This window comes from Aquibium oceanicum (assembly GCF_001889605.1).
Taxonomy (GTDB): domain Bacteria; phylum Pseudomonadota; class Alphaproteobacteria; order Rhizobiales; family Rhizobiaceae; genus Aquibium; species Aquibium oceanicum.
On sequence record NZ_CP018171.1, the window covers coordinates 369,156 to 394,654 of the forward strand.

The window sequence follows — 25,499 nt, forward strand, 5'->3', positions numbered from 1 at the left end:
CTTATCCTCCCTGCCCGTCCAGCTTCGGTATTTTGTGAGCCGACGTGGCGAAGGCAATATTCTTTGTTTCCATGTAGAATTCAAAGGACCAATCGCCGCCGTCCCGCCCGATACCGGAGCTCTTGACGCCGCCGAAGGGCGTTGGAAGGTGGCGGACGTTTTCCGAGTTCACCCAGATCATGCCGGCTTCGAGCTGGTCGGTAAAGCGGAAGGCCCGCGTCACGTCGGACGTCCAGAGATATCCGGTCAGCCCATATCGGACGTCGTTGGCGAGCGCCACCGCTTCCGTTTCGTCCGAGAACGGGATGGCAACCAGCACGGGGCCGAAGATCTCCTCCTGCGCGATGCGCATGTGGTTGTCCACACCGGTGAACAAGGCCGGGCGGACATAGCAGCCGCCGTCGGGACCCTCGAAAGCCGCATCGCCGGCGGCGAGCGTTGCCCCTTCCGCCTGGCCCAGGGCGAGATAGTCGGAGACCTTTTTTCGGTGGACCGGGTGGATCAGCGGACCGACCACGGTCTCGGGGTCCAGCGGATGGCCGACCCTAATGCGGCGGGCGCGCTCCGCCACCATCGCCGTAAATTGCTCGTAAATGCTCGCCTCCACCAGAAGGCGCGACGACGAGGTGCAGCGCTCGCCGTTCAAGGAGTAGATCATGAAGGTCGCCGCGTCAGCTGCGCGTTCCAGATCTGCGTCGGCGAAGACGATGACGGGGTTCTTTCCGCCGAGCTCGAAATGAACGCGCTTCAGCGTGTCCGCACCCTGCTTCATGATCTGGGATCCGGTCCGGCTTTCGCCCACGAAGCCGATCGCCCTGATGTCGGGATGCTCCGTCAGGGCCTTGCCCGCATCCTCGCCAAATCCGTTCACGAGGTTCCACACGCCCTTCGGCAGGCCGGCCTCTTCCGCGATCTCGACGAGCAGCCGCGCCGTCAGCGGCGAGAACTCCGCCGGCTTGTGCACGACCGTGCAGCCGGCCGCGAGAGCCGGGGCGATCTTCCAGGTCGATAGCATGAAGGGCGTGTTCCACGGCGTGATCACACCCACCGGGCCGATCGGCACCCGCGTCGTCATATTCACCTGCCCGGGCCCCCTCAGCGACTGCCCGTCGCGTGCGGCAGGCGCCCGGTCAGCGAAAAAGCGGAAGTTCTCGGCACCCCGGAGCGCGGCTTTCGACATGAAGCGCAGCGACTGACCCGTGTCCATGCACTCGACGAGCGCGATCTCCTCGGCGCGGCTCTCGATCGCATCGGCGATCCTGTGGAGCAGCTTCTTGCGAGCCTCGCCCGGCATCGCAGCCCAGGCGGGAAATGCAGCCTTCGCTGCCTTTGCCGCCAGATCCACATCGGCTGCGGTCGATCGGGCAACAGTCGCCAGCGGCTTGAGGTCGACGGGAGATAACGACTCGAAAGTCGCACCGTCCCGTGCCGGTACCGCTTCGCCGCCGATCTGGTTAAGCACCCCGTCCCGCGCGAAGCGCGCGAGATATGCCTCCGCTTTGGACAGGTTTTCTTCGAATGTGGCCATCATCACCCCTTCACGGGTATTTCCGGAGCCGGGAATGCATCGAGTTCCGCTTCCAGCTCAGGTCCCTGTCGATTTCGCGAATCTCGAGCGACAGGGCAAAATACGGCTCTGCCAGGAGATCGTTCAGATAGGTCGTTGCCGCCTCGAAGATCCCGTCGCCGGCACCCTTCTTCTCGGCCTCGCTACGACCGACGCCGATCCGCAGGCTCATGTCGATGAAGGCGTTCTGCGGAAGTTTGTCGGCGATCGCATAGGCCTCGCAACGGATCGCGCGGACGCGGATCGCGCCTTCCTCGAAGAGGCCGGTCTCCAGCATCTTGCCGTGTATCACCTGGCAGAGCCCGCCGACATCGACCTTCCCGTCCAGGTTCGCCGAGTACTCCATGGTGAAATGCGGCATATGGTTCGCCCTCAATCTTTTAACGTGTTAAGTGCTCTCTCCCATCCTTGTCAACCGTCGTGCGATCCGCGATCCGGCATGCTAGGGGTGGGGCATGGCGCAGAAAAAATCCCATGAAGTCGATGGGTGGCTGTCGCGGCCGGACTCCGGCACGGCAGTCGTCCTGATCTACGGCAGCGATCGCGGCCTCGTCTCCGAGCGCGCGAAACGATTCAGCATGAGCACCGGTCTCGATCCGGACGACCCGTTCTCAGTGGTCAAGCTCGAGGCTTCGGATATCGACAGTGACCCTGGCCGGCTGGCGGACGAGGCGAACACCGTCTCCATGTTCGGCGGCCGGCGCCTGATCTGGGTGCGGAATGCGGGCGCCCAAAAGGGCTTGGTCAGCGCGGTGAAAGCGCTGGTGGAAACCCCTCCGCGGGATACTGTCGTATTGATCGAGGCAGGGGAACTGAAGAAGGGAAGCCCGCTTCGTTCCTCGATCGAAATCGCGTCGGCCGCGATGGCATTGCCTTGCTACGCGGACGAGGGTCGCAGCCTCGACCAGTTGCTCGATTCGCAGTTGCAGGAGGCGGGCGCGTCGATTTCGCTCGAAGCCAGGCAGCTCCTCAAGTCCCACCTCGGCGGCGACCGGCTCGCAAGCCGCGGCGAAATCGAAAAACTTCTTCTCTACTGCGCCGGAGAGAAGCAGATCGATGTCGAGGATGTCATCGCCTCCACGGGCGACGTGTCCGGCGTCACAGGCGACCAGGTTGTCGACGCCATGCTGCAAGGCGAGTACGCCGAGATGGACAGCCGCCTCCAGCGCGCCTTCGCGTCGGGTACCGCCCCTTTCTCGCTGGTATCCTCCGCGATGCGCCAGTTTCAGGCTCTGTCTGCCATGCGCGCCGACATGGACCGGAACGGCAAGGCGGCTGCCAGCGTCGTCGCTTCGGCCAGGCCTCCGGTCTTCTATGCACGAAAAAGAATCATCGAGAATGCGCTTGGCCGGTGGACCACGGAGGCATTGGCCGCCGCTCTGGACCGCTTGCAGCAAGCCGTCCTCGCGACCCGCAGACGACCGGAACTGGCGCCCGAGATCGTCCGCCAGAGCCTGCTGGCCCTCGCGGTGACCGCGGCGCGCGGGCGAGGCTGAGGCCGCACCCGGCCTTCGGGTTCTCGGTTCAGCCTGCCTGCAGTCGACGGCAGAGATCGTCGAGTTGCTCGAGCGTCGAGTAGCTGATGCGAACCTCACCACCCTTCTCTCGGTGATGGATCGCCACGCCCAGCCCCATTGCATCGGAAAGGAGTTTTTCCAGTGCGATGGTGTCGGCATCCTTCTCCTTAGGAGCAGCACTGCTCTTGGTTTCGGGCGCCCGCCCCGGGGCCGGCGCCTGTGCGAGAGCCTCGGCCTGCCGGACAGACAGGCCCTCGCTGACGATCCGTTCGGCCAGCGCCTTCGGGTTTTCCGCAGTAACGAGCGTGCGGGCATGACCGGCGGACAAGGCACCGTCCGTGAGCATCTGCCGGACCTCTTCAGGCAGCCGCAACAGGCGGAGCGTATTCGCGACATGGCTGCGGCTCTTGCCGATCACCTGGGCGAGGTCCGCTTGCGTGTACTGATGCTCCTCGATCAGGCTCTGGTAGCCACCGGCTTCTTCCAGTGGGTTGAGGTCGCTTCGCTGGACATTTTCGATGATCGCAAGTTCGAGCGCGACGCGATCGTCCACTTCGCGCACGATGACCGGCACCTGGCTGAGCCCGGCAAGCTGCGCGGCGCGCCACCTGCGTTCGCCGGCAATGATCTCGAAACGGCTCGATCCGGAGGGCCGCACCACTATGGGCTGGACGACACCATGCTCCTTGATCGACTGGGCCAGGTCGGCCAACTCGGCCTCGGGAAACCGGCGGCGCGGGTTTCGCGGATTGGGCGTCAGGAACTCGATCGGAACCTTCCTGTCCGACGGAGCGCTTGCACGCTGCGGGTCGGCAGGCTTGTCCATTTCGCCGATCAACGCAGCGAGCCCGCGCCCCAGCCGCTTTCTCGAAAGATCTTCGCTCATCGCAGGTAATATCCGGTCGAAGGTTGAAATTTCAGGCGGCGCGAAGCTGCCGTTCCCGACGAATGACCTCGGAAGCAAGCTGGAGATAGGCCTGGCTACCGCTGCACTTCAGGTCATAGAGGATCGCAGGCTTCCCGTAAGATGGCGCCTCTGAAACTCGCACGTTCCGGGGGATGACGGTCTGGTAGACCTTCTCTCCCATGTGGAGCCGCACATCCTCGACGACCTGATTGGCGAGATTGTTGCGGCCGTCATACATCGTCAGAACGATCCCCTGGATCTGGAGCCCGGGATTGATGCTCGCTCGAACCTCGTCAATGGTTTCGAGGAGCTGGCTGAGGCCTTCCAACGCGAAGAACTCGCATTGCAAAGGCACGAGGACCGAATCGGCCGCTGCCATCGCGTTGACTGTGAGAAGGTTGAGCGAAGGCGGGCAGTCGATCAGGACGTAGGAGTAATCGCCGGAGCTCGACTTTGGCCCATGTAGAGCCTTGCGCAGTCGCATAGCCCGATCGGGAGCGCCCGCGATCTCCATTTCCACCCCGAGCAGGTCCATGGTCGACGGTACGACCGAAAGCTCAGGCACGGCGGTCTTCATGGCCGCTTCGACAACCGACATATTGCCGACCAGCACGTCATAGGAAGAGCGATCACGATCCTTACGATCGATACCAAGTCCGGTACTGGCGTTCCCCTGTGGATCGAGATCCACGATCAGCACGCGCTCACCGATCGCTGCCAGCGCGGTAGCGAGGTTTATAGCGGTCGTCGTCTTTCCGACGCCGCCTTTTTGATTCGCAATCGTGATGATGCGTGCGCCGCCCAGCATCTGAGAAATCCTGCCTTGCGTTAGCCCTTGCGCCGGACGCTTCGAATCTCAAGGATGACGCTTTCGACGTCGACGGCGCTCTGGTGTTGTATCAGATCGAGATTCCACGTGTCATGCGCTAGTTGGAGCTCTCCACGGTAATCCCGCCCTTTATGGAAGTAGCCTATCGTTTCCCTAGCCAACCAGGGCTCGGAGAGGCTCACCAAGGATGATAGGTTCGCAAGCGCTCTGGCGCTCATGGCTTGCGGCGCGGGATGCTCAGCAATGTAATCTTCCGCGCGTTCGCAGATGATTTCTGCGCGTGGAGCGAGGTCCGCCAGCGCACTGCGGAGGAACGCAGCCTTCTTGCCGTTGGATTCCACCAAGGAGAGGGACCGCGTCTTTTGCTCCTCGGCAAGAATCGCCAGAACCGCTCCAGGAAATCCACCCCCCGTTCCGATATCGACCCAATGTGATATCGGTCCCTCTTTCGTGATGCCCGCTAGCTGGGCGCTGTCGAGAATGTGCCTGGTCCAGAGATCATTCAGCGTGGACGGAGCGGACAGATTTATACGCGCGGCCCAGCGCAGAAAGATTCCTTCAAAAGCCTCCAGGCGTTCAAAAGTTTCACGTGAAACAACTCCTGCGACAGCCTGAAGCGAAGCATATCGGTCCCCAATCACGACGCGATACGCCGCCTGTTGCGCTCCTCCGCACGAATCGAGGCCACCAGAAATGCCAGCGCGGCGGGAGTCATCCCATCGATCTTCTGGGCATCGGCGACCGACCCCGGACGACGCCCGGCCAGCTTCTGCTTGAGTTCGTTCGAAAGACCAGACAAGCGCTGATAGTCGAAATCCGCCGGAATCGCCATCGACTCCTCTCGCCGCAACAGAACAATGTCTGCCTCCTGCCTGTCGAGATAGACTGCATATTTTGCTTCAGTTTCAATAAGTTCCGCAACGTCCGGCCGCCAACCATTCAACTCCGGCCAGATCGCCGACAGTCGCCCGATGGTTACATCGGGATAGGCGAGCAGCTCATAGGCGCTGCGCCTAACGCCATCGGCATTGACCGACAATCCATGGCGCCGCGCTTCATTCGGCGTGAGCGACCTTTCCCTGGATATCGTCCTGGCGGCATCCACTTCCTGCATCTTCTGATCAAAGGCATTTTGGCGGGCAGCAGAAACCATGCCGAGGTCTATAGCCCTTGGTGTAAGACGCGAATCCGCATTGTCGGCCCGAAGGGTGAGGCGGAATTCCGCCCTCGACGTGAACATCCGGTAGGGTTCCGAGACGCCGCGGGAGACGAGATCGTCGATCAGCACCCCGATATAGGATTCGCTCCGGCTGAAAGTTGTACAATCCTTATCGCCCGCGAATCGCGCCGCGTTGATACCGGCCACCAAGCCCTGCGCGGCCGCCTCTTCGTAACCCGTCGTCCCATTGATCTGACCCGCGAGATAAACTCCCTCGACCGTGCGCAGTTGAAGAGTGGGATGCAGCTCCCGGGGATCGATGTGGTCGTACTCAATTGCATAACCGGGCTGAAGAATGACCGCTCTTTCCAGGCCCGGAATCGAGCGGACGAGCTGTAGCTGGACATCTTCTGGCAGAGACGTAGATATGCCATTCGGATAGATTGTATCATCATCCAGACCTTCCGGCTCGAGGAAGATCTGGTGCGCGTCGCGATCGGCGAACCGGACCACCTTGTCCTCGATCGATGGGCAATATCGAGGGCCTACGCCCTTGATATTGCCGGAATACATCGCTGACCGATCGAGGTTCCGCCTTATGATACCGTGCGTTTCCGTCGTCGTGCGGACAATACCGCATTCGATCTGCGGGTTTGTGATGCTCTTCGTCATATAGGAGAATGGCGACGGCGTATCGTCCGCCGCCTGCATCTCCAAACCGGCCCAGTCGATTGAATTCCGGTCCAGGCGTGGCGGAGTACCAGTCTTCAGGCGACCCATCCGCAAACCTTTCGAACGAAACCAATGACTTAACTTGACGCTGGCCTTTTCATTCATGCGCCCGGCAGGAAAATTCCGCTCGCCGATATGGATGAGGCCTCCAAGGAAAGTACCCGTCGTGACGACGATCGCGCCGCAGAGAATACTCCTTCCATCACCCAGTAGGACGCCGCAGACCCGTCCGTCGGAGTGGATCAGTTCCTCTACCTCACCTGCCACAACGTCGAGACCGGCCTGCACGTTGATCTCTGACTGCATGGCAACACGATAGAGTTTGCGATCGGCCTGTGTGCGAGGACCTCGAACCGCCGGGCCCTTCCGGCGATTGAGAAGACGGAACTGAATCCCCGCCGCATCCGCGACCCGACCCATGAGGCCGTCCATGGCGTCAATTTCGCGTACGAGGTGGCCTTTTCCAAGACCACCGATCGCCGGATTGCACGACATGACGCCGATCTTGTCCGGGTCCAGTGTAACCAGGGCGGTAAGAGCTCCGGACCGAGCGGAGGCGGAGGCGGCCTCGCATCCGGCGTGGCCACCACCTATGACCACGACATCGTAGCGCAAGGAATTGCTTTTAAAGTTCACCGTCTACCCTAGCGTCTCGTATGAGCTGGAATGTTTCACGTGAGTCACGCCGGTTCCTCTCGGCATTGTTTCACGTGAGTCATTTCCCGATACAGAATCTCGAGAAGATTACATCCAGCACGTCTTCGACATCCACATCGCCTATGATCCTCCCCAAGGCAAGGCTGGCGCGCCGCATTAGTTCCGCTTTCAGCTCCAGATCAAGCGAGTCCTCGGTTAGCGCATTTCCGAGCAACCGTTCCGCCTCGACCAATTGGGCGACATGGCGCTCGCGGAAAGGGATTAAGTTCTGTGATGTGGAAACCGCCGTAACGGCATGTTCCCGGATGCGCTCTAGAAGAGCCTCCAGCCCCGCGCCCGTTTTGGCCGACACTTTCAGATCGGCAAGCGGACCCACCTCGATCGTTGTCAGGTCCGAATACCCGACGAGATCGGACTTGGTCCCCACCTTGATTTCGTTTTCGAACCGATCCTGGACGGTGGTGTCTGAAGAAGCCGAGAGATCGTGCAGCCGCAGTACCAGTTGTGCCGAACGGCCAGCTTCGCGCGCACGTTCTATACCTTGCTGCTCGACCGGACCTGCACCTTCCCGCAATCCCGCGGTATCGGTCAGCACAACTTTGACACCGCAGAGGTCGAGGTTAACTACGACGAGGTCTCGTGTCGTTCCAGGCTCCTCCGAAACGATCGCCGCGTCGCGGCGGATCAACGCGTTGAGAAGGCTGGATTTTCCCGCATTGGGTAGTCCGATCAGCGCGACCTGGTACCCATTGCGGATGATTTCCGAAGTGCGGTAACCCTTGATGTGCTCAAGAATCTCGACACGGAGTTCCGCAATTCCCGCCCACACAGTCGATCCCACCGCGCCCGGGATGTCTTCCTCATCCGAGAAATCGAGTTCCGCTTCGATCATGGCGCGTGCATGAATAATCCGCTCACGCCAACTCTGGTAGAGCTCAGATGTTCTGCCGCTCGCATTGGCAATTGCAAAACGTCGCTGCGCTTCCGTCTCGGCTTCGATGAGGTCGGCGAGGGCCTCGGCGCCCGTCAGATCGAACTTGCCATTGACATGGGCCCGTCGCGCGAACTCGCCAGCTTCGGCCGTCCTGAGGCCGGGCAAAGCGGCAAACGTCCGGAACAAGGCCGCGATCACAGCTATACTGCCGTGGACCTGGAACTCGGCGCTGTCGTCCCCGGTAAAGCTGGCCGGGGCTGCGAAGTAGGAGACGAACCCGCGGTCGATCACCCCGCCGTCCAAGTCGCGGAGCGTTGCCAGCACCAGTTGCCGTGGTTCGGGTACGGAACCGACAAGTGTCGTCAGGACCTCCCGCACGTGTGGGCCGGACAATCGGACGACCGCGACGGCCGACGGGAGGTTGCCGGAGGAAAGAGCGTAAATCGTATCGCGGAACATCGTACAACCCGCCCGCCATAGATGTGACGATCTTTACATCGACTTCCTAAATATAGGAAATTCAGCTCCGATCACGGATCGTCATCGGACAAACAGATCAAGTATTCATGGAATCGAAGAAGTCAGAGTTGCTCTTCGTCTGCTTCAACTTGTCGATCAGGAACTCGATCGCGTCGGTCGTTCCCATCGGGGAAAGGATGCGACGCAATACGAATATCTTCTGCAGATCCTGACGCTGGACAAGAAGATCTTCCTTACGGGTGCCGGACTTGAGAATGTCCATGGCGGGGAAGATGCGCTTGTCGGCCACCTTGCGGTCGAGCACAATCTCGGAGTTGCCGGTACCCTTGAACTCTTCGAAGATCACCTCGTCCATGCGGCTGCCGGTATCGATGAGCGCGGTCGCGATGATCGTGAGCGATCCGCCTTCCTCGATGTTGCGCGCGGCACCGAAGAAGCGCTTCGGCCGCTGCAGGGCGTTGGCGTCGACACCGCCCGTCAGCACCTTGCCGGACGACGGCACGACGGTATTGTAGGCGCGGCCGAGACGGGTGATGGAATCGAGCAGGATCACGACGTCGCGGCCGTGCTCGACCAGGCGCTTGGCCTTTTCGATGACGATCTCGGCGACCTGGACGTGGCGGACCGCCGGTTCGTCGAAGGTCGACGACACTACCTCGCCGCGCACGGAGCGCTGCATGTCGGTGACTTCCTCCGGCCGCTCGTCGATCAGGAGCACGATCAGGAAGCATTCCGGATGGTTCGATGTGATCGAATGGGCGATGTTCTGGAGCAGGACGGTCTTGCCGGTGCGCGGCGGCGCGACGATCAGGCCGCGCTGGCCCTTGCCGAGCGGTGCGACCAGATCGATGACGCGCGAGGAGATGTCTTTGGTCGTCGGGTTCTCGAGCTCCATCTTCAGCCGCTCGTTCGGATAGAGCGGCGTCAGATTGTCGAAATGGATCTTGTGCCTGATCTTCTCGGGATCGTCGAAGTTGATCGTGTTGACCTTCAGCAGCGCGAAGTAGCGTTCGCCTTCCTTGGGGCTGCGGATGGGGCCTTCGACGGTATCGCCAGTCTTCAGCGAGAAGCGGCGGATCTGCGAGGGCGAGATGTAGATGTCGTCCGGGCCGGGCAGGTAGTTAGCGTTCGCCGACCTCAGGAAGCCGAACCCGTCCTGCAGGACCTCGACGACGCCATCCCCGATGATCTCGATGTCCTGCGCGGCGAGTTTCTTCAGGATCGCGAACATCAGCTCCTGCTTGCGCATCACGCTGGCGTTTTCGACTTCCAGCGATTCGGCGAACGCAATGAGATCGGTCGGCTTCTTGTTCTTGAATTCCTGTAGTTTCATTTCCTGCATGGAAAAACTCTGAATGTGCGAGGGGATACAGCGGGATGCGGCGACTGCCGGCGGCGAACTGGATACGGCTCGGCTGCGCTGTACAGGGAGGAAGCCGGTCTTTTATAGCCGACACGACGCCAGCGCAAGAAGGCTTTTTGACGGTCTCAGAACGGTTTCACGATCACGAGGATCACGATCGCGATCATCAGCACCGTCGGGCCTTCGTTCATCAGACGCCAGTGCCGCGCCGGCTTGTCGTTTCGATCCTCCGCGAACTTCCTGACCGCGGCCGAGAAGTAGCCGTGAAGTCCCGACAAGAGAATAACCAGAAGGATCTTCACGTGGAGCCATCCGGCCTGGAACCGGAAGCCGTCCCAGGCGAGCCAGAGCCCGAAGACCCAGGTGACGGTCATCGCCGGATTGATGATGACCCTCAGGAGCCGTTGCTCCATCACCTTGAAGGTCTCGGACTGCACCGAGCCGGGCTCGGCATCGCAATGATAGATGAACAGACGCGGCAGGTAGAGCATCCCGGCCATCCACGAGATCACCGCGATGACATGGATGGCCTTGGCCCAGAGATAGAAACTGTCCGGGTCGATTGCAAACAGCAGCGCCGTCAAGGCGAGAAAGATCGCGATCGCGACGGCTGCGCGACGCGCGGCGGTGCGTCCGCCTGTCGATCCGCTGTTTTCCATTGGCTCTAGCGCCCTCTCACCTGGGCGATCATCGCCTCGACATGCTCGATGGGGGTCTCGGGCGTGATGCCATGTCCGAGATTGAAGACGAAGGGGCCGTCCGAAAGCGCGTCCAGGATCGCCGCCACACCATCCGACAGCGCCTCGCCGCCGGCGACGAGCCGCATCGGGTCTAGATTGCCCTGAACGGTCCCTTGCGCCTGCAAACGGCGCGCCTGGGAGAGCGGCACGGCCCAGTCGAGCCCGAGTGCCTGCACGCCGGTGCTTGCCTTGTAGCCGTCGTAGAGGCTGCCAGCGCCTTTCGGAAAGCCGATGATCGGGGTTTCCGGGTGCGCCTGCCTGATCTTCTTCACCATCCTGGCGACGGGCGCCTCGCAGATTGTGCGAAACGAAGCCTCGTCGAGCACACCCGACCAGCTGTCGAAGATCTGGACGGCGTCCGCGCCATTGTCGATCTGCCGGATGAGATACTCCGCAGAGACGTCCGCCAGGACATCGAGAAGCTTCGCGAAGGCCTGCGGATGCTCGTAGGCGAACAGCCGAGCCGGCGCCTTCTCGGGCGTGCCCTTCCCGGCAATCATGTAGGTGGCGACCGTCCAAGGGGCGCCGCAGAACCCGAGAAGCGTCGTCTCGGCCGGAAGTTCGTGCCGCAGACGCCTCACGGTCTCGTAGACGGGGGCGAGTCGCTCGTGGAACGCATCCGTCCTCAGCTCTTCGATGCCCGTCTCATCGATCGGCGTCATCAGCGGTCCTTGCCCCTCTTCGAAGCGCAGATCCCTTCCGAGCGCATGGGGAACGACGAGAATGTCGGAAAACAGGATCGATGCGTCGAAGCCAAAGCGCCGGATCGGCTGCAGGGTCACTTCGACGGCGAGATCGGGATTGTAACAGAGATCGAGGAAGCTCCCGGCTTCTTTCCGCACTTCCCGGTACTCGGGCAGATAGCGGCCAGCCTGGCGCATCATCCAGATCGGAGGAGGATAGACAGTCTCGCCCTTCAGGACGCGCATCATCCGTCGTTCGACTGCCATCTGCGTCACCTCTCCGCCCTCAATGAAAAAGAGAATCTCTTTTTTAAGGAATCTGATTGTTCTTAGACTCTGTCAGAATCGGGGATATCGGCTTTTCCCCATCCGCGCCAGCGCGGGTACCTCCGATCGCGCGCGTGCATAGTGTCGCGGCGGCGGTGGTGATAGCGGGGATTGTCCAGAATTCCTGTTCACAAACAGGGAGTTGATCCGGCACCGCTTATTGCGATCGTGCAGGCTTGTTCCGGACGACTTCTACCGCCCGCCTTTTCCTCCCCAGCCCGGGAGACAATTCCACACCCATCCGAATTGTGGATGAAACGGCTTCTGATACAGTCGCGCCGGCCGCACCTCGCGGTCTCGCCAAACCATCCCCTGATTCCCACAGGACAGGCCTTTCCCCTGTGAACAAGCCGCGAAACTTCTTTCATCTCCACCTCATATCGGATGCCACCGGCGAGACGCTGCTGGCCGCCGGCCGGGCGGCGTCGGCCCAGTACAAGGATGCGCGTGCGATCGAGCATATCTATCCGCTGATCCGCACGGAGCGGCAGCTTGCCGCCGTGCTTCAGGAGATCGACAGCGAACCGGGGATCGTCCTCTACACGATCGTCGACCAGCCGCTGGCCCGCATGATCGACGAGAGCTGCGCGGCAATGGGCCTGCCTTGCGTTTCGGTACTCGAACCCGTGCTCACCGTCTTCCAGTCCTATCTGGGAGAACCGGCCGGCCGACGCGTCGGCGCGCAGCACGTGCTCGATGCCGAATATTTTCGCCGCATCGACGCGCTGAACTTCACCATGGAGCATGACGACGGGCAGCTGCCGACGGACATAGACGAGGCCGACATCGTGCTCGTCGGTATTTCAAGGACGTCGAAGACACCGACGAGCATTTATCTCGCCAACCGCGGCATCAAGACCGCGAACCTGCCGATCGTCCTGGGCGTCGACATCCCCGACAGCCTGAAGAAGGCGAAACGGACGCTGATCGTCGGGTTGATCGCCTCCGCCGAACGCATCTCGCACGTGCGCCAGAACCGGATTCTCGGCACCGGCGCTGGGTACGATGCGGAACGTTATGCCGATCGCACGGTGATTTCGGAGGAGCTGACCTACGCCAGGCAGATCTGCAACCGCTACGGCTGGCCCATGATCGATGTCAGCCGCCGCTCCATCGAGGAAACCGCGGCCGCCATCCTTGCGTTGCGCGGTCGCAGCCGCTAGCGGGACCGGCCAAGGAGAACGAAAATGCGCGACCAGATCATCCTCGCCTCGGGCAGCCCATTCCGGCGCCAGTTGCTGGAAAATGCCGGCGTGACCTTTCAGGTAGTCAGGGCGGATCTCGACGAGCGATCCCTCGAGGCCCCCTTGGCGAATTCAGGCGCAGGTGCGGAGGACATCGCCTCCGTCCTGGCGGAAGCGAAGGCCACATCGGTGAGCGAGGCGCATGCCGGCGCCTTCGTGATCGGCTCGGACCAGACTCTGTCGCTGGAAGACGAGGTCTTCCACAAGCCCGAGGACATGGAGGGCGCGCGCCGCCATCTGCTGCGGCTGTCGGGGAAGACGCATTATCTCAACAGCGCGGTGGTGATCGTCCGCGACGGCGAGACGATCTGGCGTCATGTGGCGGTAGCCGCCATGACCATGCGCGAGCTCGATCCGGGCTTCGTCGGACGCTATCTGTCGGCCGTGGGCGACGACGCGCTTTCGAGCGTCGGCGCCTATCAGGTCGAGGGTCGCGGAATCCAGCTCTTCGAAAAGATCGAGGGGGATTATTTCACCATCGTCGGTCTTCCGCTTCTGCCGCTGCTCGCGGAACTCAGGGCATTGGGCGCGATCGATGGCTGACGCACGGACGCGGGCATTCGTCTGCGGGCATCCGGTGGCGCATTCGCGGTCGCCGCTGATCCACCGATACTGGCTTAGAACGCTCGGCCTGACCGGCGAATACGTCGCGGTCGACGTGGCGCCATCCGAATTCGATCCGTTCATCAGGGGACTTGCGGCGGCGGGCTACGCTGGCGGCAACGTCACCATCCCCCACAAGGAGGCCGCCTTCGCGGCGACCGACCGCATCGACGAAGCCGCGAGGATCGTCGGGGCGATCAACACCGTCTGGCTGGAGGATGGCCGCCTGTGCGGGACGAACACGGACTGGTCCGGCTTTTCCGCCAATCTCGATGCCCGTGCACCGCAATGGAGCGCTGGCGGCACGGCGGTCGTGCTCGGTGCCGGCGGAAGCGCGCGCGCGATCGTCCATGCGCTGTCGGCGAAGGGTTACCGGGAGATAAGGGTGGTCAACCGAAGCCCCGCGCGAGCGAGGGAACTCGCCGATCGCTTCGGGCCGAAGGTAACCGCGCACGGCTGGGCCGCCGTGCCCGAACTTCTCGCGGATGCCGACCTGCTCGTAAACACCACGCCGCTCGGTATGGCGGGAGACGCCGGCGAAGCGATCGATCTCGCGCCACTGCCCGATCATGCAGTCGTCACCGACATCGTCTACGTTCCATTGATCACGCCGCTGCTCGCTGCCGCGCGCGCACGGGGACTGACCATCGTCGACGGGCTCGGAATGCTTCTCCACCAGGCCGTGCCCGGCTTCGAGCGCTGGTTCGGTACCCGGCCTTGTGTGACCGAGGAGCTGAGGACGCTCGTCGTCGCCGATATGGACCTGCGCAAGTGATCATCCTCGGACTGACCGGCTCGATCGGAATGGGCAAGTCGACGACGGCGAAAATGTTCGCCGATTTCGGCGTTCCAGTGAACGACGCGGATGCCACGGTGCACGAACTCTACCGCGGAGTGGCAGTGCCGCTGATCGGCGAGGCGTTTCCCGAGGCCATCAGGGACGGCGTTGTTGATCGCACGCGGCTGGCGCAGTCCGTCCTGGGAAACGGCGAGGCGATGCGGAAGCTGGAGGCGATCGTGCATCCGCTCGTCCGCGAAGCAGAAGCCGAATTCGTCAGGCTTCAAGAGTCGCGAGGCGCCCCGCTGATCGTGCTGGACATCCCGCTGCTCTTCGAGGCCGGCGGCGCCGACCGAGTGGACCGGATCGTCGTCGTCACCGCCTCTCCCGAGGTACAGCGCGAGCGCGTGCTGAAGCGCCCAGGCATGACGGAACAAAAGTTCGAGGCCATCCGCGCGAAGCAGATGCCGGATGCCGAGAAGCGCGCCCGGGCGGATTTCGTCATCGACACCGGGCAGGGCATGGAGCCGGCGCGCCAGGCGGTGGCGGCAATAATCGGTGAACTGACGGGCCACCGCCCCGCTTGAACGGGTACATTTCCGCTCGAAATCGGCTAAGCTCGTCGCGATCACGAATCGGAGCCGGGCGTTTTGCGGGAAATTATCTTCGACACCGAAACCACGGGTCTCGACCCGCTGGAGGATCGCGTCATCGAGATCGGCGGCGTCGAGCTCGTGAACCGCTTCCCCTCGGGCCGCTCGATCCATTTCTACATTCACCCCAGCAGCCGGGAGATTCATCCGGAAGCCCAGGCTGTGCACGGCATCAGCATGGCCGATCTTGCCGGGAAGCCCACCTTCGCCGAGATCGTCGGAGAGTTCCTGGCTTTCATCGACGGCGCCAAGCTCGTCGCCCACAACGCGACCTTCGACATGAACTTCCTGAACCAGGAGCTGAAGCGGGTCGGCATCGAGCCACTGCTTCCCGACCGCGTCGTCGACACGCTGGCGATGGCACGCCGCAAGCATCCGATGGGCCCGAATTCACTGGATGCCCTGTGCAAGCGCTATGCGATCGACAACAGCCGCCGCACCAAGCACGGCGCGCTGCTCGATTCGGAGCTGCTGGCGGAAGTCTACATCGAACTCGTCGGCGGCAAGCAGGCCGCGCTCGGACTGGAAGTCGTCGAGGCGGCGGTCGAGATCGATGCGGGCGGGATGAGTGTGGTCGCGGCGGTCGCGCGGCGCCGGATCCCGCTTGCTCCGCGGCTTCTGCCGACAGAGCGCGCCGCACACGCGGCGATGGTCGAGGGGCTGGGAGACGCGGCGATCTGGAAGCGGATCGCGATGCCGGAGGGCCGGGAACCGGCCTCCGGCTTCACGCATGCTGCGGAATAGCCGGGTCGACTGGCCTCAGCTGACCTGGACCTTGGAGCGCGCCTGGTCCTCTGCGATTTTCTGCTGGAACATCTGCGCGAAGTCGATCGGATCGAGCATCAGCGGCGGGAAGCCGCCGTTGCGGGTCGCTTCGGCGATGATCTGGCGCGCGAACGGGAACAGAAGCCGCGGGCACTCGATGAAGAGCACCGGCAGGACGTGCTCCTTCGGAAAGTTCGCGACCCGGAAGACGCCGCCATAGATCAGTTCGACGTTGAACAGGACGGTCTCGTCGACGGTCGCCTTGGCATTCAGCGTCAGCGTCACGTCGTATTCGGTGCCCGACATCGGGTTCGCGTTGACGTTGACGTTGATTGCGATGTTCGGAGCCTTGTCGCGACCGCGCAGCGAACCCGGTGCGCCGGGGCTCTCGAAGGAGAGATCCTTGACATACTGTGCAAGCACGTTCAGCGACGGCTGGGCGCCGTTGCCGGCAGTGGCCGCGCCTGCCGTTCCGTTCTCGTTGGTCTCGTTCGCCATCCGGTCGTTCCTTCTTTGATACCGCCGCCCGGGCGGCGCAATTTGGGCGGTTGGCTATCACGCACATTGTGGCGATACAAGGCTGAACGGGCGTTTCGCCGTCTCGCCGGTGCGGGTCAGTCGCGCTTCCACGGCGAGTTCGGGTCGGTGGAGCGCGAGTACTCCTCCTCGTCGAGATCGATGGTCCGGCTGTCTTTTTGCCGCGCGCGGCCGAGATCCATGCCGCGAATATCGACATTGGCGACGATGCGCGCGCTGAGGAAGCGCCAGGCGGCATCGCGGAAGGCCGGCACGAAGAGCAGGAATCCCATGGCATCGGTCACGAATCCCGGAAGCAGCAGGAGGAGCCCGGCAAGCAGGATCATCACGCCGTGGACGAGTTCGCGCTGCGGCACGCGTCCGGCATCGACCTCCTGGCGGATACGGCTCAGAAGGCCGAAACCCTGCACGCGAAGGAGGATGGAACCGACCAGTGCCGTGACCAGCACCATCGCCAGCGTGGCGACGACCCCGATCCGGCTGCCGACCAGCACGAAAGCGGCGATCTCCATGAGCGGGACCGCGACGAAGAGGATGAAGAGGAAGGGAAATCGCACGTCGGAATCTTTCCGGGGCTTTGGGGTGGAGAAAAGGCGTCAACCCTATAGGTAGTTAGCGCCGCATTGGATTTGAATGATAGACCGGCGCGTTCTATATGGGCGTAATGAGGTTGCGCGGCGTCTGATCAGGATACGGGTTTTTTCGGCCCTGGCGCGGCCCGACAGGATTGTTTGGCGGACGAGATGGAATTCTTGGACTTCGGGACACTGTTCTTCATCGTGGCTGCGGTCGTGATATTCCTGCAGCTGCGGAATGTCCTCGGCCGCCGCACCGGCAGCGAGAAACCGCCCTTCGATCCTTACACCGCAAACCGTACCCGTGAAACCGAGGGGCCTTCGCCTCAGGACAACGTGGTTTCCCTGCCACGCCGCAAGGCGACGGGCGACACCGAATCGGCCTATGCGGACATCGACAAGACCGCCGCGCCCGGCACGGATTTGAACAAGGGTCTGCGGGCGATCCGGGATGCCGATCCCAGCTTCGATCCCAAGGTCTTCCTGGATGGCGCCAAGATGGCCTACGAGATGATCGTCATGGCCTATGCCGATGGCGACCGGAAGACGCTGAAGAACCTCCTGTCCCGCGAAGTCTACGACGGTTTCGTGCAGGCGATCGCAGAGCGGGAGACCCGCTCGGAGAAGATCCAGTCCTCCTTCGTCGGCATCGAAAAGGCCGACATCGTTTCGGCCGAAATGAAGGGCACCGAAGCGCACGTCACGCTTCGCATCGTGAGCGAACTCATCTCGGCGACCCGCGACAGCGCCGGTTCGGTCATCGACGGCGACCCCGAGACGGTCGCCGAAGTGAAGGATGTCTGGACCTTCGCCCGCGATACGCGTTCGCGCGATCCCAACTGGAAGCTCGTGGCCACCGAAGCCGAAGACTGACAGGCGAGGGGAAGAGGTGCCGCTATCCTCGCTCTTCCGACCCGTGGAGTTCGCGGATATCCCCGGCTGGGATAGCGACCGCACCGCGCCAGCCTTCGAAGCGTTCCGGCGGTCGGCCGGGCATGCTGCTCTCGTAAAGCCCTACAGGACCGGTTCGCTCGGTATCGAAGCAAGTGCGTTCGCCGCCGCCTACGAGGCGGCGATTGGTTGCGAGGCGCTCGACGATGCGGCCTCGACCGCGTTCTTCGAGCGCTGGTTCGTCCCCCATCTCATTCGCCCGGAAAATGGTAGCCGCGGTTTTGTGACCGGCTTCTACGAGCCGGAGGCGGTGGCCTCGCCGACACGCACCGAACAGTTCCGGTATCCGATCTATTCTCGCCCCGCGGACCTCGTCGATCTGGACGAGCACAACAGATCGCCGGAACTCGATCCCTATCTCGCCTTCGGCAGATCCATGGAGGGGAGGATCGTGGAATACCACGATCGAAAGGCGATCGAGGAAGGAGCGCTGGCCGGCCAGGGCCTCGAGATCGCCTGGCTGGAAGATCCCGTCGATGTCTTCTTCATCCATGTCCAGGGCGCGGCGCGGCTGAACATGCCGTCGAGCGTCAAGCGGATCACCTACGCGGCGAAATCCGGCCAGCGGTTCACCGGACCGGGCGGCGTTCTGGCCGATATGGGCGAACTGCGCCGGGAAGACGTCACCATGCAGTCGATCCGGCAATGGTTCCGGGATCACGCGGACCGGATCGACGAAATCCTGTGGCGCAACCGCTCCTTCATCTTCTTTCGGGAGGCTGAGGTCACCGACCCGCGGCTCGGGCCGGTGGCGGCCGCGAAGGTGCCGCTGACGGCGGGTCGCTCGATCGCGGTCGACCGGCTGCTCCACACGTTCGGAACGCCTCTGTTCATCCATGCTCCGGCCCTGGCGGCTTTTGGAGAGGCTCCGTTCCGAAGGTTGATGATCGCGCAGGACACGGGTTCGGCGATCGTCGGCCCCGCCCGCGGCGATCTTTTCGCCGGATCGGGCGACGCTGCCGGCGAGATCGCCGGCGTCGTGCGCAGCGAGGCGGATTTCTATGTGTTCGTCCCCCGGGCACTTGCGAGCGCCGAACCATGAGCCGGAGAACGGGCTCCCGCCGCGATCTCAGCGAGGATGACCGCATCCTCTGGAATCAGGTCGCGCGCACCGCGGTCCCGCTGAAGGGGAAGACGCTGCCGGAGGAGATGCTGGACCCGATGGTCGATGCATCGGCTGCCTTTCACGACGTCCTCGAGGCCGCCGCCGCAGCGCCGCCGCCGCAGAGGCCCCGTAAGTCGCAGGAGCATGTTCATACGCCCCGCACGATCGATCAGCCGACCCGGCAGAAGCTCGCCAAGGGGCGGCTGCCGCTGGAAGCGCGCGTCGACCTGCACGGCATGACGCAGGGCGAGGCGCATGCGCTGCTGCTCGGCTTCCTCCACCGCGCCCATGCGATGGGTATCCGCCATGTCCTGGTCATCACCGGCAAGGGCTCGTCGCTCGGCAGCGAGGGCGTCCTGCGCAAGGCCGTGCCTGCCTGGTTCGCGACGCCATCGTTCAGGCCGCTGGTCGGCGGCTACGAATTCGCCGCGCGTCATCATGGAGGGGCCGGGGCTCTCTATGTGCGGCTGCGCCGGCAGTCGGATGTTTCCTCGCGATGACGCCCTTCGGACTGCGCATGCGCGAGATGCGCCGCGAAAGAAAAGTCACGCAGAAGGAAATGGCGCGTTCGCTCGGCGTCAGCGCGGCTTATCTGTCAGCGCTGGAACGCGGGCACAGGGGGCGCCCCAACTGGATCCTGATGCAGAAGATCATCGGCTACTTCAACATCATCTGGGATGATGCCGAAGAGCTCGTACGCTTGGCCGAACACTCGCATCCACGCGTCGTCATAGATACCGCCGGCCTCTCTCCGTCCGCGACGGAACTGGCTAACCTGCTGGCGGCTGAGATCGGTCTGCTGGACGAGGAGGTCCTGGTCGATCTCATCGATCGGCTGCGTTCGGCTGGCCGGCGATAGACGGCGACTTGCCGGACTCTGGAAAGAGCGCGCGCAGGTCCGGCAGCTTGTCGTTCACCAGCCAGCCGTAATAGTTTTCCTCCGGCAACCGCGGTGGTTCGCCTTTCGCCTTGCGTGCCAGATTTTCCGCCTTCAGCGCACGGGCGCGGCCCTCCGGATCGCCGACATTGTAGAGCGTGGCAGTGATGCCCGGATTTCCCGAGATATCGTAGCCGGCGATCGATGCGTAGGCGTCGATCGACTTGCGGAGCGTCGCCGCGACATAGGTGAGCGTCAGGTCCGGATCCATGATCGTCCGGTAGACCTCTTGCGGATTGCGATGATCGAGCGTCGGAAGGCCGGTCTCCTTGTGAACGACGTCCGTCATGGTCAGCGCGGTGAGGGGATTGAGCTGTCCGATGCCGAATGTCTGGCCCGCGTAGAAGGGCTGGAAGAAGACGGCGCTGAGCCGGTCGGCGGGAAAGGACTTGCCGTCCACGGTCTTGCCCCGGAAGACCGTCGTCCAGACGCGCTCGCGGCAGGTCCAGAGGTCGTAGCTTCCGGTCTTATCGGTGCACACGCCGAACTCCGGCCTGGCGATGAAGCTCTCGATGCTCTCCCCGTCGTAAGAGAAGCTGAAGTTCGAGTTAAGATAGGAGACCGCCTTGACGTAATAGGTCTGCAGCCGATCGTAGGCGTCGACGTTGTAGGTGTGCTCGCCGACGATCGCTCCGGCGACATGGAGCGGATCGAGCCCAAAATGGGCGGACGCCTCCCTGATTTTACTGCGAAGCGATCCGTCGGTTTCCAGAAGGTGCAGGACCTTCTGGTACTTCCGCTCGTATGTGGTCTTCAGCGCCTTGGTCCGCGATGCCGATCCGGACGGCACCGGCGGCTGTTCGGCGTACCGGTTACCCGGAGGAACCTCGGTCAGCGCGAGCGCGGGAACCACGCCCCACGCCAGCGCCACACCGATGGATACAGTCAGACATTTCCCCATGCACCCACGTCCGCATACCGCCAAAAAAATCTCCGGGACCCTAGTCAAACTGGTCCGGGGTGTCGAGCGCACCGCCAAAGCAATGGCCCACCGTCGCCATACACGTCGTCAAACCTGCGTGATGACCTGCATCCGGCCCGTGTCACACGGCACGAAAACCTGTTCGGCAGGGCGACATGCGCCCTGCCTTTCACGGTTTCCGCAATGGGCTTACAGGATGAAACGGGACAAATCCGTGTTCTTCGCCAGATCGCCCACATTCCTGTCGACATATTCGGCGTCGATCACAACCTGCGAGCCGGAGCGGTCCGGGGCATCGAAGGAAATGTCGTCGAGGACCCGCTCCATGACCGTCTGCAGTCTGCGGGCACCGATGTTCTCCACGCTGGCGTTGAGATCGACCGCGATCTGCGCGAGCCGGTCGATGGCGTCCTCGGTGAATTCGAGATCGACGCCTTCGGTTTTCATCAGCGCGATGTACTGCTTGATGAGGCTCGCTTCCGTTTCGGTGAGGATGCGGACGAAGTCGTCCTTCTCGAGGGCCCTCAGTTCGACGCGGATCGGCAGGCGGCCCTGGAGTTCCGGCAGCAGGTCAGACGGCTTGGAGACGTGAAAGGCACCCGAGGCGATGAAGAGGATGTGATCGGTCTTCACCGGCCCGTACTTGGTCGCCACGGTCGTTCCCTCGACGAGCGGCAGCAGGTCGCGCTGAACGCCTTCGCGCGATACGCCGGCGCCGACCCCGCCTTCGCGCGTGGCGATCTTGTCGATCTCGTCGAGAAAGACGATGCCGTCGTTCTGGGTCGATTCCAGCGCGCGCTGGACCACCTCGTCCTGGTCGAGCAGCTTGTCCGATTCGTCGTTGATCAGATGGCCGTAGGATTCCTTCACGGTCGTCTTGCGGGTCTTGGTGCGTCCGCCCATCGCCTTCGACAGCATGTCGTTGATGTTGAGCACGCCGATGTTGGCACCCGGCATACCGGGGATATCGAACCCGGCGGGCGACGTGTCCGCCACCTCGATCTCGATTTCCTTGTCATCCATCTCGCCGCTGCGTAGCTTCTTGCGGAAACTGTCCTTCGTCGCCGGGCTGGCGGTCTTGCCGACGAGCGCATCGAGCACGCGCTCCTCCGCGTTGACATGCGCGCGCGCCTTGACATCCTCGCGCATCTTTTCCTTCACGAGGCCGATCGCGATCTCCACCAGATCGCGGATGATCTGCTCCACGTCGCGGCCGACATAGCCGACTTCGGTGAATTTCGTCGCCTCGACCTTGGTGAATGGCGCGCCGGCGAGACGAGCGAGGCGGCGCGAGATCTCGGTCTTGCCGACGCCGGTCGGTCCGATCATCAGGATGTTCTTCGGCATCACCTCTTCGCGCATGTTGCCTTCGAGCTGCTGACGGCGCCAGCGGTTGCGCAACGCGATGGCCACGGCGCGCTTGGCGTCCTTCTGGCCGATGATGTAGCGGTCGAGTTCCGACACGATTTCACGGGGAGAAAAATGGGTCATCTACTGTACGATCGAACCTTGAGGGGAGGGAGACGGTCGAGAACCGATGTGGGGAGAGTAGGGCGGACGATCAAGCGGCGTATGTGCTGCCATCCCGCGCCGAACGTGATGATGAGCGCCCCGATGACCAGCAGGATGAGAGCGAAGGGCGGAATTCCCGTGCTGTTGGCCGTCGAGTTCACCAGGTAATAGATCCCGAGCGATCCGAAATAGGCGAGCGTGGGGACGAGCAGCGACCGGCGATCGATCGCCAGGGCGACATAGACGAAGCCGATGATGAGCAGCGTCAGCATGACCGTGGCACTCTCATCCGGCTCGGCCTGACCGAACGCGACGTCCTGGCCCGTCGCGAGGATGAAGAGAGGGTGGACGAGCATCGGCGCCGAGACAACGTGAAGCCAGAATGCGCAGTCCGACCAGCTGGTCCGTCGCTCCCGGTCATGGAGGTCGAGCGCCACTGCGATACCGAAAACGACGAGGCCGCACACGAGCGGCATGTAGAGCGAGGCGCGCAGGAGGTCGGGAACGTCCTCGATCCGCGGCGCAGCAACCGTACCGGCGGCGATGCCGTCGTAGAGGATCATTGCCGTCTGCAGGAAGGCGAGCAGCGTTGCCGATACCGCCACGACACCGGCGAGAATCGGGACCCGGAACCGCCAGAAATAGACGGCGGCCGCGGCGATGATGCCGCCGAACAGGAGATAGCCCGCCGGCGCGGCCGTCTGGCGCAGCGCGAGCACCTGCCAGAGCGATTCCGGCTGGCGGATCGGATAACGCTCCTGGATGAGGAGCCAGAGCACGACCGTCGTCGCGGCCATGAAAGCGAGGCTCAGCACTGTCGACGACAGCTTCATGCGGTGCTGCCGCGTCACGATCTCTGCTATTGCCCAGGCAAATGCGGCCGCCAGCGCGGCGATCCACAAGGTACGGCCTGCCAGCAGCGTCGACAGCATGAAATAGAAGCCGGCGGACAGGAGGACGATACCGACGGTGACGAACAGGTCGTTGCCGCCGCCGATCAGGCGCAAGTTCTCTTCGGGGTTGGCCTCGTCTTCTTCCTCCGCATGGAACCGGGAGCGGTCCATGGTCAGAAGCGTGTCGCGCTGTTCGCTGGTGATGACCCCGCCGGCCACCGCGCGTTCGAGTGTCTCGTGGCTGATCATCCGGTCTCGCCGCTCGCGACATGACGCATGATCAGGCTGTCGCCTGTCTTGCCGGCAAGTTCGGCAACCGGTCGGAAGCCGGCTTTCTCGTAGGCGCGAACAGCGCGGATGTTGTTCGGGTCGGGATCGATGATGATCTGGCTGAAGCCGGTGTCCCGCAATCTCGCGACGAAGGCGATCAGAGCCTCGGTACCGAGACCTTTGGAGAGGTCGCTGGCGCTGCCTATCGAAAGATCGACCCCGATCGTCTCGGCAGGCAGGTCGGCGAGCCAGGGGTTTTCCGCGAGCCAGGTTCCGTTCTGGTGGTGGCCGACGAACCAGTACTGGATGTAGCCGATGTCACGGTCGCCTTTGTAGAAGATGAAGGGCCTCGTGGTATCGCGCTCTTCCACCATATCCTGAATGTAGCCGAGTTCGATTTCCGGATCGCCCCACCATTCACGCCAGTGCGGTTCGCGCATCCATCGTCCCAGAAGCGGCAGATCGACGGACGCTACGGGCCGAAAGGAAATCATCGGCGGTCAGGCCGCATCCAGTATTTCGACCACCACGCTCGAATTGGTATAGACGCAGATGTCGGACGCGATCTGCATCGCCTTTCGCGCGATTTCCTCGGCATCCCTGTCGGTGTCCATCAAGGCACGAGCGGCGGCGAGTGCATAATTGCCGCCTGAGCCGATCGCCATCACCCCGTGCTCCGGCTCCAGCACGTCGCCAGTGCCTGTGAGCGCCAGCGTCACGTTCTTGTCGGCCACAAGCATCATGGCTTCGAGCCGGCGGAGGTAGCGGTCGGTTCGCCAGTCCTTGGCGAGCTCCACGCAAGCCCGCGTCAGCTGGTCGGGATACTGCTCCAGCTTGGTTTCCAGCCGTTCGAGCAGAGTAAAGGCGTCCGCGGTTGCGCCCGCGAAGCCGGCGATCACGTTGCCTTTGCCCAGCCGGCGCACCTTGCGGGCATTGCCCTTCATGATGGTCTGGCCGAGGCTGACCTGTCCGTCGCCGGCGATCACCACCTTGCCGCCCTTGCGCACGGTCACGATCGTCGTGGCGTGCATCGAATTCTCGTTTGCCATTGTCACTCCGGGAACGCGGACGACCTCCGCGTGCTGGGGAAGGATTACACTGATGACGCCTTATTTATGCGCGGCCCTGCCGATTGCAAACGCGGCATCGAGCGGGCTCGATTCCGCCGTGCGAACTGGCATTCGCCCGACCATGCTGTTAGAAGGCAGCCGCCAGCCGCTCGAGAGGATCAGGAGATGGATGCAGCCGCGACCGGACGCAAGGCGTCGGTGAGCCGCAAGACGAACGAGACGTCGATCGAGGTGACCGTCGATCTTGATGGCGCCGGCCGATACGATGTCGCGACGGGCGTCGGTTTTTTCGATCACATGCTCGAACAGCTCTCGCGCCACTCCCTGATCGACATGGTCGTCAAGGCCAAGGGCGACCTGCACATCGACGATCACCACACGGTCGAGGATACCGGCATTGCCCTCGGACAGGCGATCGCGCGGGCCCTCGGCGACCGGAAAGGGATCGCGCGGTACGCCTCGATCGACCTCGCGATGGACGAGACCCTAACCAGGGCCGCGGTGGACGTCTCGGGACGGCCCTTCCTCGTCTGGAACGTGTGCTTCTGCTCGCCGAAAATCGGCATGTTCGACACCGAGCTGGTACGCGAATTCTTCCAGGCGCTTGCGCAAAATGCCGGGATCACGATGCATGTGACGAACCACTACGGAGCGAACAACCACCATATCGCGGAGACCTGCTTCAAGGCGGTCGCCCGGGTGCTGCGCACGGCGATCGAAGCCGATACGCGCCAGGCGGGAACGGTGCCGTCCACCAAGGGTACGCTGAACGGATAGGAACCCGCCAGA

28 protein-coding genes are annotated in these 25,499 nt (G+C 62.9%); 11 read left to right on the forward strand and 17 right to left on the reverse strand.

The window, feature by feature from the left end; genetic code table 11:
- Position 1: 1 nt before the first annotated feature.
- Together hpaE and BSQ44_RS01875 are read right to left on the reverse strand one after the other, a co-directional pair.
- Positions 2–1,528 carry a 5-carboxymethyl-2-hydroxymuconate semialdehyde dehydrogenase gene (gene hpaE, locus BSQ44_RS01870; protein WP_072607795.1) on the reverse strand — a complete coding sequence of 509 codons (1,527 nt, stop codon included), beginning with the start codon at positions 1,526–1,528 and terminating at the stop codon, positions 2–4.
- A 10-nt stretch (positions 1,529–1,538) separates the two neighbouring features.
- A complete protein-coding gene (locus BSQ44_RS01875; protein WP_072601678.1) occupies positions 1,539–1,928 on the reverse strand; it encodes a 5-carboxymethyl-2-hydroxymuconate Delta-isomerase in 390 nt (129 codons plus the stop codon).
- A 94-nt stretch (positions 1,929–2,022) separates the two neighbouring features.
- Between BSQ44_RS01875 and holA the strand changes: the two genes are divergently transcribed.
- Entirely contained in the window at positions 2,023–3,063 is a 1,041-nt protein-coding gene (gene holA, locus BSQ44_RS01880; protein WP_072601679.1) for a DNA polymerase III subunit delta, read from the forward strand.
- A 28-nt stretch (positions 3,064–3,091) separates the two neighbouring features.
- Here the strand turns inward: holA and BSQ44_RS01885 are convergent, their stop codons facing one another.
- The 8 genes from BSQ44_RS01885 to hemE form a co-directional block, all read right to left on the reverse strand.
- Positions 3,092–3,970: a ParB/RepB/Spo0J family partition protein gene (locus tag BSQ44_RS01885; RefSeq protein ID WP_072601680.1), complete on the reverse strand. Its 879-nt coding sequence runs from the start codon at positions 3,968–3,970 to the stop codon at positions 3,092–3,094.
- 31 nt (positions 3,971–4,001) lie between these two features.
- A complete protein-coding gene (locus BSQ44_RS01890) occupies positions 4,002–4,799 on the reverse strand; it encodes a ParA family protein (protein ID WP_072601681.1) in 798 nt (265 codons plus the stop codon).
- 20 nt (positions 4,800–4,819) lie between these two features.
- Positions 4,820–5,461: a 16S rRNA (guanine(527)-N(7))-methyltransferase RsmG gene (rsmG, locus tag BSQ44_RS01895; protein WP_072601682.1), complete on the reverse strand. Its 642-nt coding sequence runs from the start codon at positions 5,459–5,461 to the stop codon at positions 4,820–4,822.
- Positions 5,458–7,347 (reverse strand): tRNA uridine-5-carboxymethylaminomethyl(34) synthesis enzyme MnmG, encoded by a 1,890-nt coding sequence (mnmG, locus tag BSQ44_RS01900; RefSeq protein WP_235633323.1) that lies wholly within the window; start codon positions 7,345–7,347, stop codon positions 5,458–5,460. The genes rsmG and mnmG overlap by 4 nt, the downstream gene beginning before the upstream one ends.
- 79 nt (positions 7,348–7,426) lie before the next feature.
- The gene (gene mnmE / locus BSQ44_RS01905; RefSeq protein WP_072601684.1) at positions 7,427–8,761 is read right to left on the reverse strand and encodes a tRNA uridine-5-carboxymethylaminomethyl(34) synthesis GTPase MnmE; all 1,335 of its coding nucleotides are present in this window, start codon (positions 8,759–8,761) and stop codon (positions 7,427–7,429) included.
- A 97-nt stretch (positions 8,762–8,858) separates the two neighbouring features.
- Entirely contained in the window at positions 8,859–10,124 is a 1,266-nt protein-coding gene (rho, locus tag BSQ44_RS01910; protein ID WP_114579908.1) for a transcription termination factor Rho, read from the reverse strand.
- Positions 10,125–10,270: 146 nt separating this feature from the next.
- Positions 10,271–10,804: a protoporphyrinogen oxidase HemJ gene (gene hemJ / locus BSQ44_RS01915; protein ID WP_072601685.1), complete on the reverse strand. Its 534-nt coding sequence runs from the start codon at positions 10,802–10,804 to the stop codon at positions 10,271–10,273.
- Between the two features lie 5 nt (positions 10,805–10,809).
- Positions 10,810–11,835 (reverse strand): uroporphyrinogen decarboxylase, encoded by a 1,026-nt coding sequence (gene hemE, locus BSQ44_RS01920; RefSeq protein WP_072601686.1) that lies wholly within the window; start codon positions 11,833–11,835, stop codon positions 10,810–10,812.
- A 401-nt stretch (positions 11,836–12,236) separates the two neighbouring features.
- Here hemE and BSQ44_RS01925 point away from each other — a divergent pair, with 401 nt between their 5' ends.
- The 5 genes from BSQ44_RS01925 to dnaQ all read left to right on the forward strand — a co-directional run bounded on the left by BSQ44_RS01925 (position 12,237) and on the right by dnaQ (position 15,917).
- A complete protein-coding gene (locus BSQ44_RS01925; RefSeq protein WP_072601687.1) occupies positions 12,237–13,058 on the forward strand; it encodes a pyruvate, water dikinase regulatory protein in 822 nt (273 codons plus the stop codon).
- 24 nt (positions 13,059–13,082) lie between these two features.
- Positions 13,083–13,682 (forward strand): Maf-like protein, encoded by a 600-nt coding sequence (locus BSQ44_RS01930; protein ID WP_072601688.1) that lies wholly within the window; start codon positions 13,083–13,085, stop codon positions 13,680–13,682.
- Complete coding sequence (locus tag BSQ44_RS01935) at positions 13,675–14,517, forward strand: shikimate dehydrogenase (protein WP_072601689.1); 843 nt, start codon at positions 13,675–13,677, stop codon at positions 14,515–14,517. Before BSQ44_RS01930 ends, BSQ44_RS01935 begins: the two co-directional genes overlap by 8 nt.
- The gene (coaE, locus tag BSQ44_RS01940; protein WP_072601690.1) at positions 14,514–15,107 is read left to right on the forward strand and encodes a dephospho-CoA kinase; all 594 of its coding nucleotides are present in this window, start codon (positions 14,514–14,516) and stop codon (positions 15,105–15,107) included. The genes BSQ44_RS01935 and coaE overlap by 4 nt, the downstream gene beginning before the upstream one ends.
- A gap of 63 nt (positions 15,108–15,170) precedes the next feature.
- Positions 15,171–15,917, forward strand: coding sequence for a DNA polymerase III subunit epsilon (dnaQ, locus tag BSQ44_RS01945; RefSeq protein WP_072601691.1), 747 nt, complete (start codon positions 15,171–15,173; stop codon positions 15,915–15,917).
- Between the two features lie 15 nt (positions 15,918–15,932).
- Here dnaQ and secB read toward each other — a convergent pair whose 3' ends face one another.
- A complete protein-coding gene (gene secB / locus BSQ44_RS01950; protein ID WP_072601692.1) occupies positions 15,933–16,436 on the reverse strand; it encodes a protein-export chaperone SecB in 504 nt (167 codons plus the stop codon).
- A gap of 116 nt (positions 16,437–16,552) precedes the next feature.
- Positions 16,553–17,032 carry an FxsA family protein gene (locus BSQ44_RS01955; protein ID WP_072601693.1) on the reverse strand — a complete coding sequence of 160 codons (480 nt, stop codon included), beginning with the start codon at positions 17,030–17,032 and terminating at the stop codon, positions 16,553–16,555.
- A gap of 186 nt (positions 17,033–17,218) precedes the next feature.
- Between BSQ44_RS01955 and BSQ44_RS01960 the strand changes: the two genes are divergently transcribed.
- From BSQ44_RS01960 to BSQ44_RS01975, 4 genes are read left to right on the forward strand one after another with little or no spacing between them, the layout of a single operon-like run.
- Complete coding sequence (locus BSQ44_RS01960; protein ID WP_072601694.1) at positions 17,219–17,923, forward strand: Tim44/TimA family putative adaptor protein; 705 nt, start codon at positions 17,219–17,221, stop codon at positions 17,921–17,923.
- A gap of 16 nt (positions 17,924–17,939) precedes the next feature.
- Positions 17,940–19,043, forward strand: a complete 1,104-nt coding sequence (gene mltA, locus BSQ44_RS01965; protein WP_072601695.1) for a murein transglycosylase A — start codon at positions 17,940–17,942, stop codon at positions 19,041–19,043.
- On the forward strand, positions 19,040–19,606 hold the full coding sequence (locus tag BSQ44_RS01970; protein ID WP_072601696.1) for a Smr/MutS family protein: 567 nt from the start codon (positions 19,040–19,042) through the stop codon (positions 19,604–19,606). Before mltA ends, BSQ44_RS01970 begins: the two co-directional genes overlap by 4 nt.
- Complete coding sequence (locus BSQ44_RS01975; protein WP_072601697.1) at positions 19,603–19,965, forward strand: helix-turn-helix domain-containing protein; 363 nt, start codon at positions 19,603–19,605, stop codon at positions 19,963–19,965. The genes BSQ44_RS01970 and BSQ44_RS01975 overlap by 4 nt, the downstream gene beginning before the upstream one ends.
- Here the strand turns inward: BSQ44_RS01975 and BSQ44_RS01980 are convergent.
- The 5 genes from BSQ44_RS01980 to hslV form a co-directional block, all read right to left on the reverse strand.
- Positions 19,931–20,944 (reverse strand): DUF1402 family protein, encoded by a 1,014-nt coding sequence (locus tag BSQ44_RS01980; protein ID WP_072601698.1) that lies wholly within the window; start codon positions 20,942–20,944, stop codon positions 19,931–19,933. The genes BSQ44_RS01975 and BSQ44_RS01980 overlap by 35 nt on opposite strands.
- Before the next feature lie 210 nt (positions 20,945–21,154).
- A complete protein-coding gene (gene hslU, locus BSQ44_RS01985) occupies positions 21,155–22,456 on the reverse strand; it encodes an ATP-dependent protease ATPase subunit HslU (RefSeq protein ID WP_072601699.1) in 1,302 nt (433 codons plus the stop codon).
- Complete coding sequence (locus tag BSQ44_RS01990; RefSeq protein ID WP_072601700.1) at positions 22,453–23,619, reverse strand: hypothetical protein; 1,167 nt, start codon at positions 23,617–23,619, stop codon at positions 22,453–22,455. Before BSQ44_RS01990 ends, hslU begins: the two co-directional genes overlap by 4 nt.
- Positions 23,616–24,080 (reverse strand): GNAT family N-acetyltransferase, encoded by a 465-nt coding sequence (locus tag BSQ44_RS01995; RefSeq protein ID WP_235633324.1) that lies wholly within the window; start codon positions 24,078–24,080, stop codon positions 23,616–23,618. The genes BSQ44_RS01990 and BSQ44_RS01995 overlap by 4 nt, the downstream gene beginning before the upstream one ends.
- Before the next feature lie 60 nt (positions 24,081–24,140).
- Positions 24,141–24,689, reverse strand: a complete 549-nt coding sequence (gene hslV / locus BSQ44_RS02000) for an ATP-dependent protease subunit HslV (RefSeq protein ID WP_072601702.1) — start codon at positions 24,687–24,689, stop codon at positions 24,141–24,143.
- A 186-nt stretch (positions 24,690–24,875) separates the two neighbouring features.
- Here hslV and hisB point away from each other — a divergent pair, with 186 nt between their 5' ends.
- The gene (gene hisB, locus BSQ44_RS02005) at positions 24,876–25,487 is read left to right on the forward strand and encodes an imidazoleglycerol-phosphate dehydratase HisB (RefSeq protein ID WP_072601703.1); all 612 of its coding nucleotides are present in this window, start codon (positions 24,876–24,878) and stop codon (positions 25,485–25,487) included.
- Positions 25,488–25,499: the final 12 nt, after the last annotated feature.

What these genes read in the sequence shown, in the direction of transcription:
- BSQ44_RS01930 (WP_072601688.1), top strand. Translation starts at nt 13,083, where the DNA reads ATGCGCGACCAGATCATCCTCGCCTCGGGCAGCCCATTCCGGCGCCAG.
- BSQ44_RS01970 (WP_072601696.1), top strand. Translation starts at nt 19,040, where the DNA reads ATGAGCCGGAGAACGGGCTCCCGCCGCGATCTCAGCGAGGATGACCGC.
- BSQ44_RS01890 (WP_072601681.1), bottom strand. Translation starts at nt 4,799, where the DNA reads ATGCTGGGCGGCGCACGCATCATCACGATTGCGAATCAAAAAGGCGGC.
- BSQ44_RS01980 (WP_072601698.1), bottom strand. Translation starts at nt 20,944, where the DNA reads ATGGGGAAATGTCTGACTGTATCCATCGGTGTGGCGCTGGCGTGGGGC.
- hpaE (WP_072607795.1), bottom strand. Translation starts at nt 1,528, where the DNA reads ATGGCCACATTCGAAGAAAACCTGTCCAAAGCGGAGGCATATCTCGCG.
- hemE (WP_072601686.1), bottom strand. Translation starts at nt 11,835, where the DNA reads ATGGCAGTCGAACGACGGATGATGCGCGTCCTGAAGGGCGAGACTGTC.
- BSQ44_RS01995 (WP_235633324.1), bottom strand. Translation starts at nt 24,080, where the DNA reads ATGCGCGAACCGCACTGGCGTGAATGGTGGGGCGATCCGGAAATCGAA.
- BSQ44_RS01960 (WP_072601694.1), top strand. Translation starts at nt 17,219, where the DNA reads ATGGAATTCTTGGACTTCGGGACACTGTTCTTCATCGTGGCTGCGGTC.
- BSQ44_RS01935 (WP_072601689.1), top strand. Translation starts at nt 13,675, where the DNA reads ATGGCTGACGCACGGACGCGGGCATTCGTCTGCGGGCATCCGGTGGCG.
- secB (WP_072601692.1), bottom strand. Translation starts at nt 16,436, where the DNA reads ATGGCGAACGAGACCAACGAGAACGGAACGGCAGGCGCGGCCACTGCC.
- BSQ44_RS01975 (WP_072601697.1), top strand. Translation starts at nt 19,603, where the DNA reads ATGACGCCCTTCGGACTGCGCATGCGCGAGATGCGCCGCGAAAGAAAA.
- mnmE (WP_072601684.1), bottom strand. Translation starts at nt 8,761, where the DNA reads ATGTTCCGCGATACGATTTACGCTCTTTCCTCCGGCAACCTCCCGTCG.
- hslV (WP_072601702.1), bottom strand. Translation starts at nt 24,689, where the DNA reads ATGGCAAACGAGAATTCGATGCACGCCACGACGATCGTGACCGTGCGC.
- BSQ44_RS01885 (WP_072601680.1), bottom strand. Translation starts at nt 3,970, where the DNA reads ATGAGCGAAGATCTTTCGAGAAAGCGGCTGGGGCGCGGGCTCGCTGCG.
- hemJ (WP_072601685.1), bottom strand. Translation starts at nt 10,804, where the DNA reads ATGGAAAACAGCGGATCGACAGGCGGACGCACCGCCGCGCGTCGCGCA.
- hslU (WP_072601699.1), bottom strand. Translation starts at nt 22,456, where the DNA reads ATGACCCATTTTTCTCCCCGTGAAATCGTGTCGGAACTCGACCGCTAC.
- hisB (WP_072601703.1), top strand. Translation starts at nt 24,876, where the DNA reads ATGGATGCAGCCGCGACCGGACGCAAGGCGTCGGTGAGCCGCAAGACG.
- BSQ44_RS01990 (WP_072601700.1), bottom strand. Translation starts at nt 23,619, where the DNA reads ATGATCAGCCACGAGACACTCGAACGCGCGGTGGCCGGCGGGGTCATC.
- rho (WP_114579908.1), bottom strand. Translation starts at nt 10,124, where the DNA reads ATGCAGGAAATGAAACTACAGGAATTCAAGAACAAGAAGCCGACCGAT.
- holA (WP_072601679.1), top strand. Translation starts at nt 2,023, where the DNA reads ATGGCGCAGAAAAAATCCCATGAAGTCGATGGGTGGCTGTCGCGGCCG.
- BSQ44_RS01875 (WP_072601678.1), bottom strand. Translation starts at nt 1,928, where the DNA reads ATGCCGCATTTCACCATGGAGTACTCGGCGAACCTGGACGGGAAGGTC.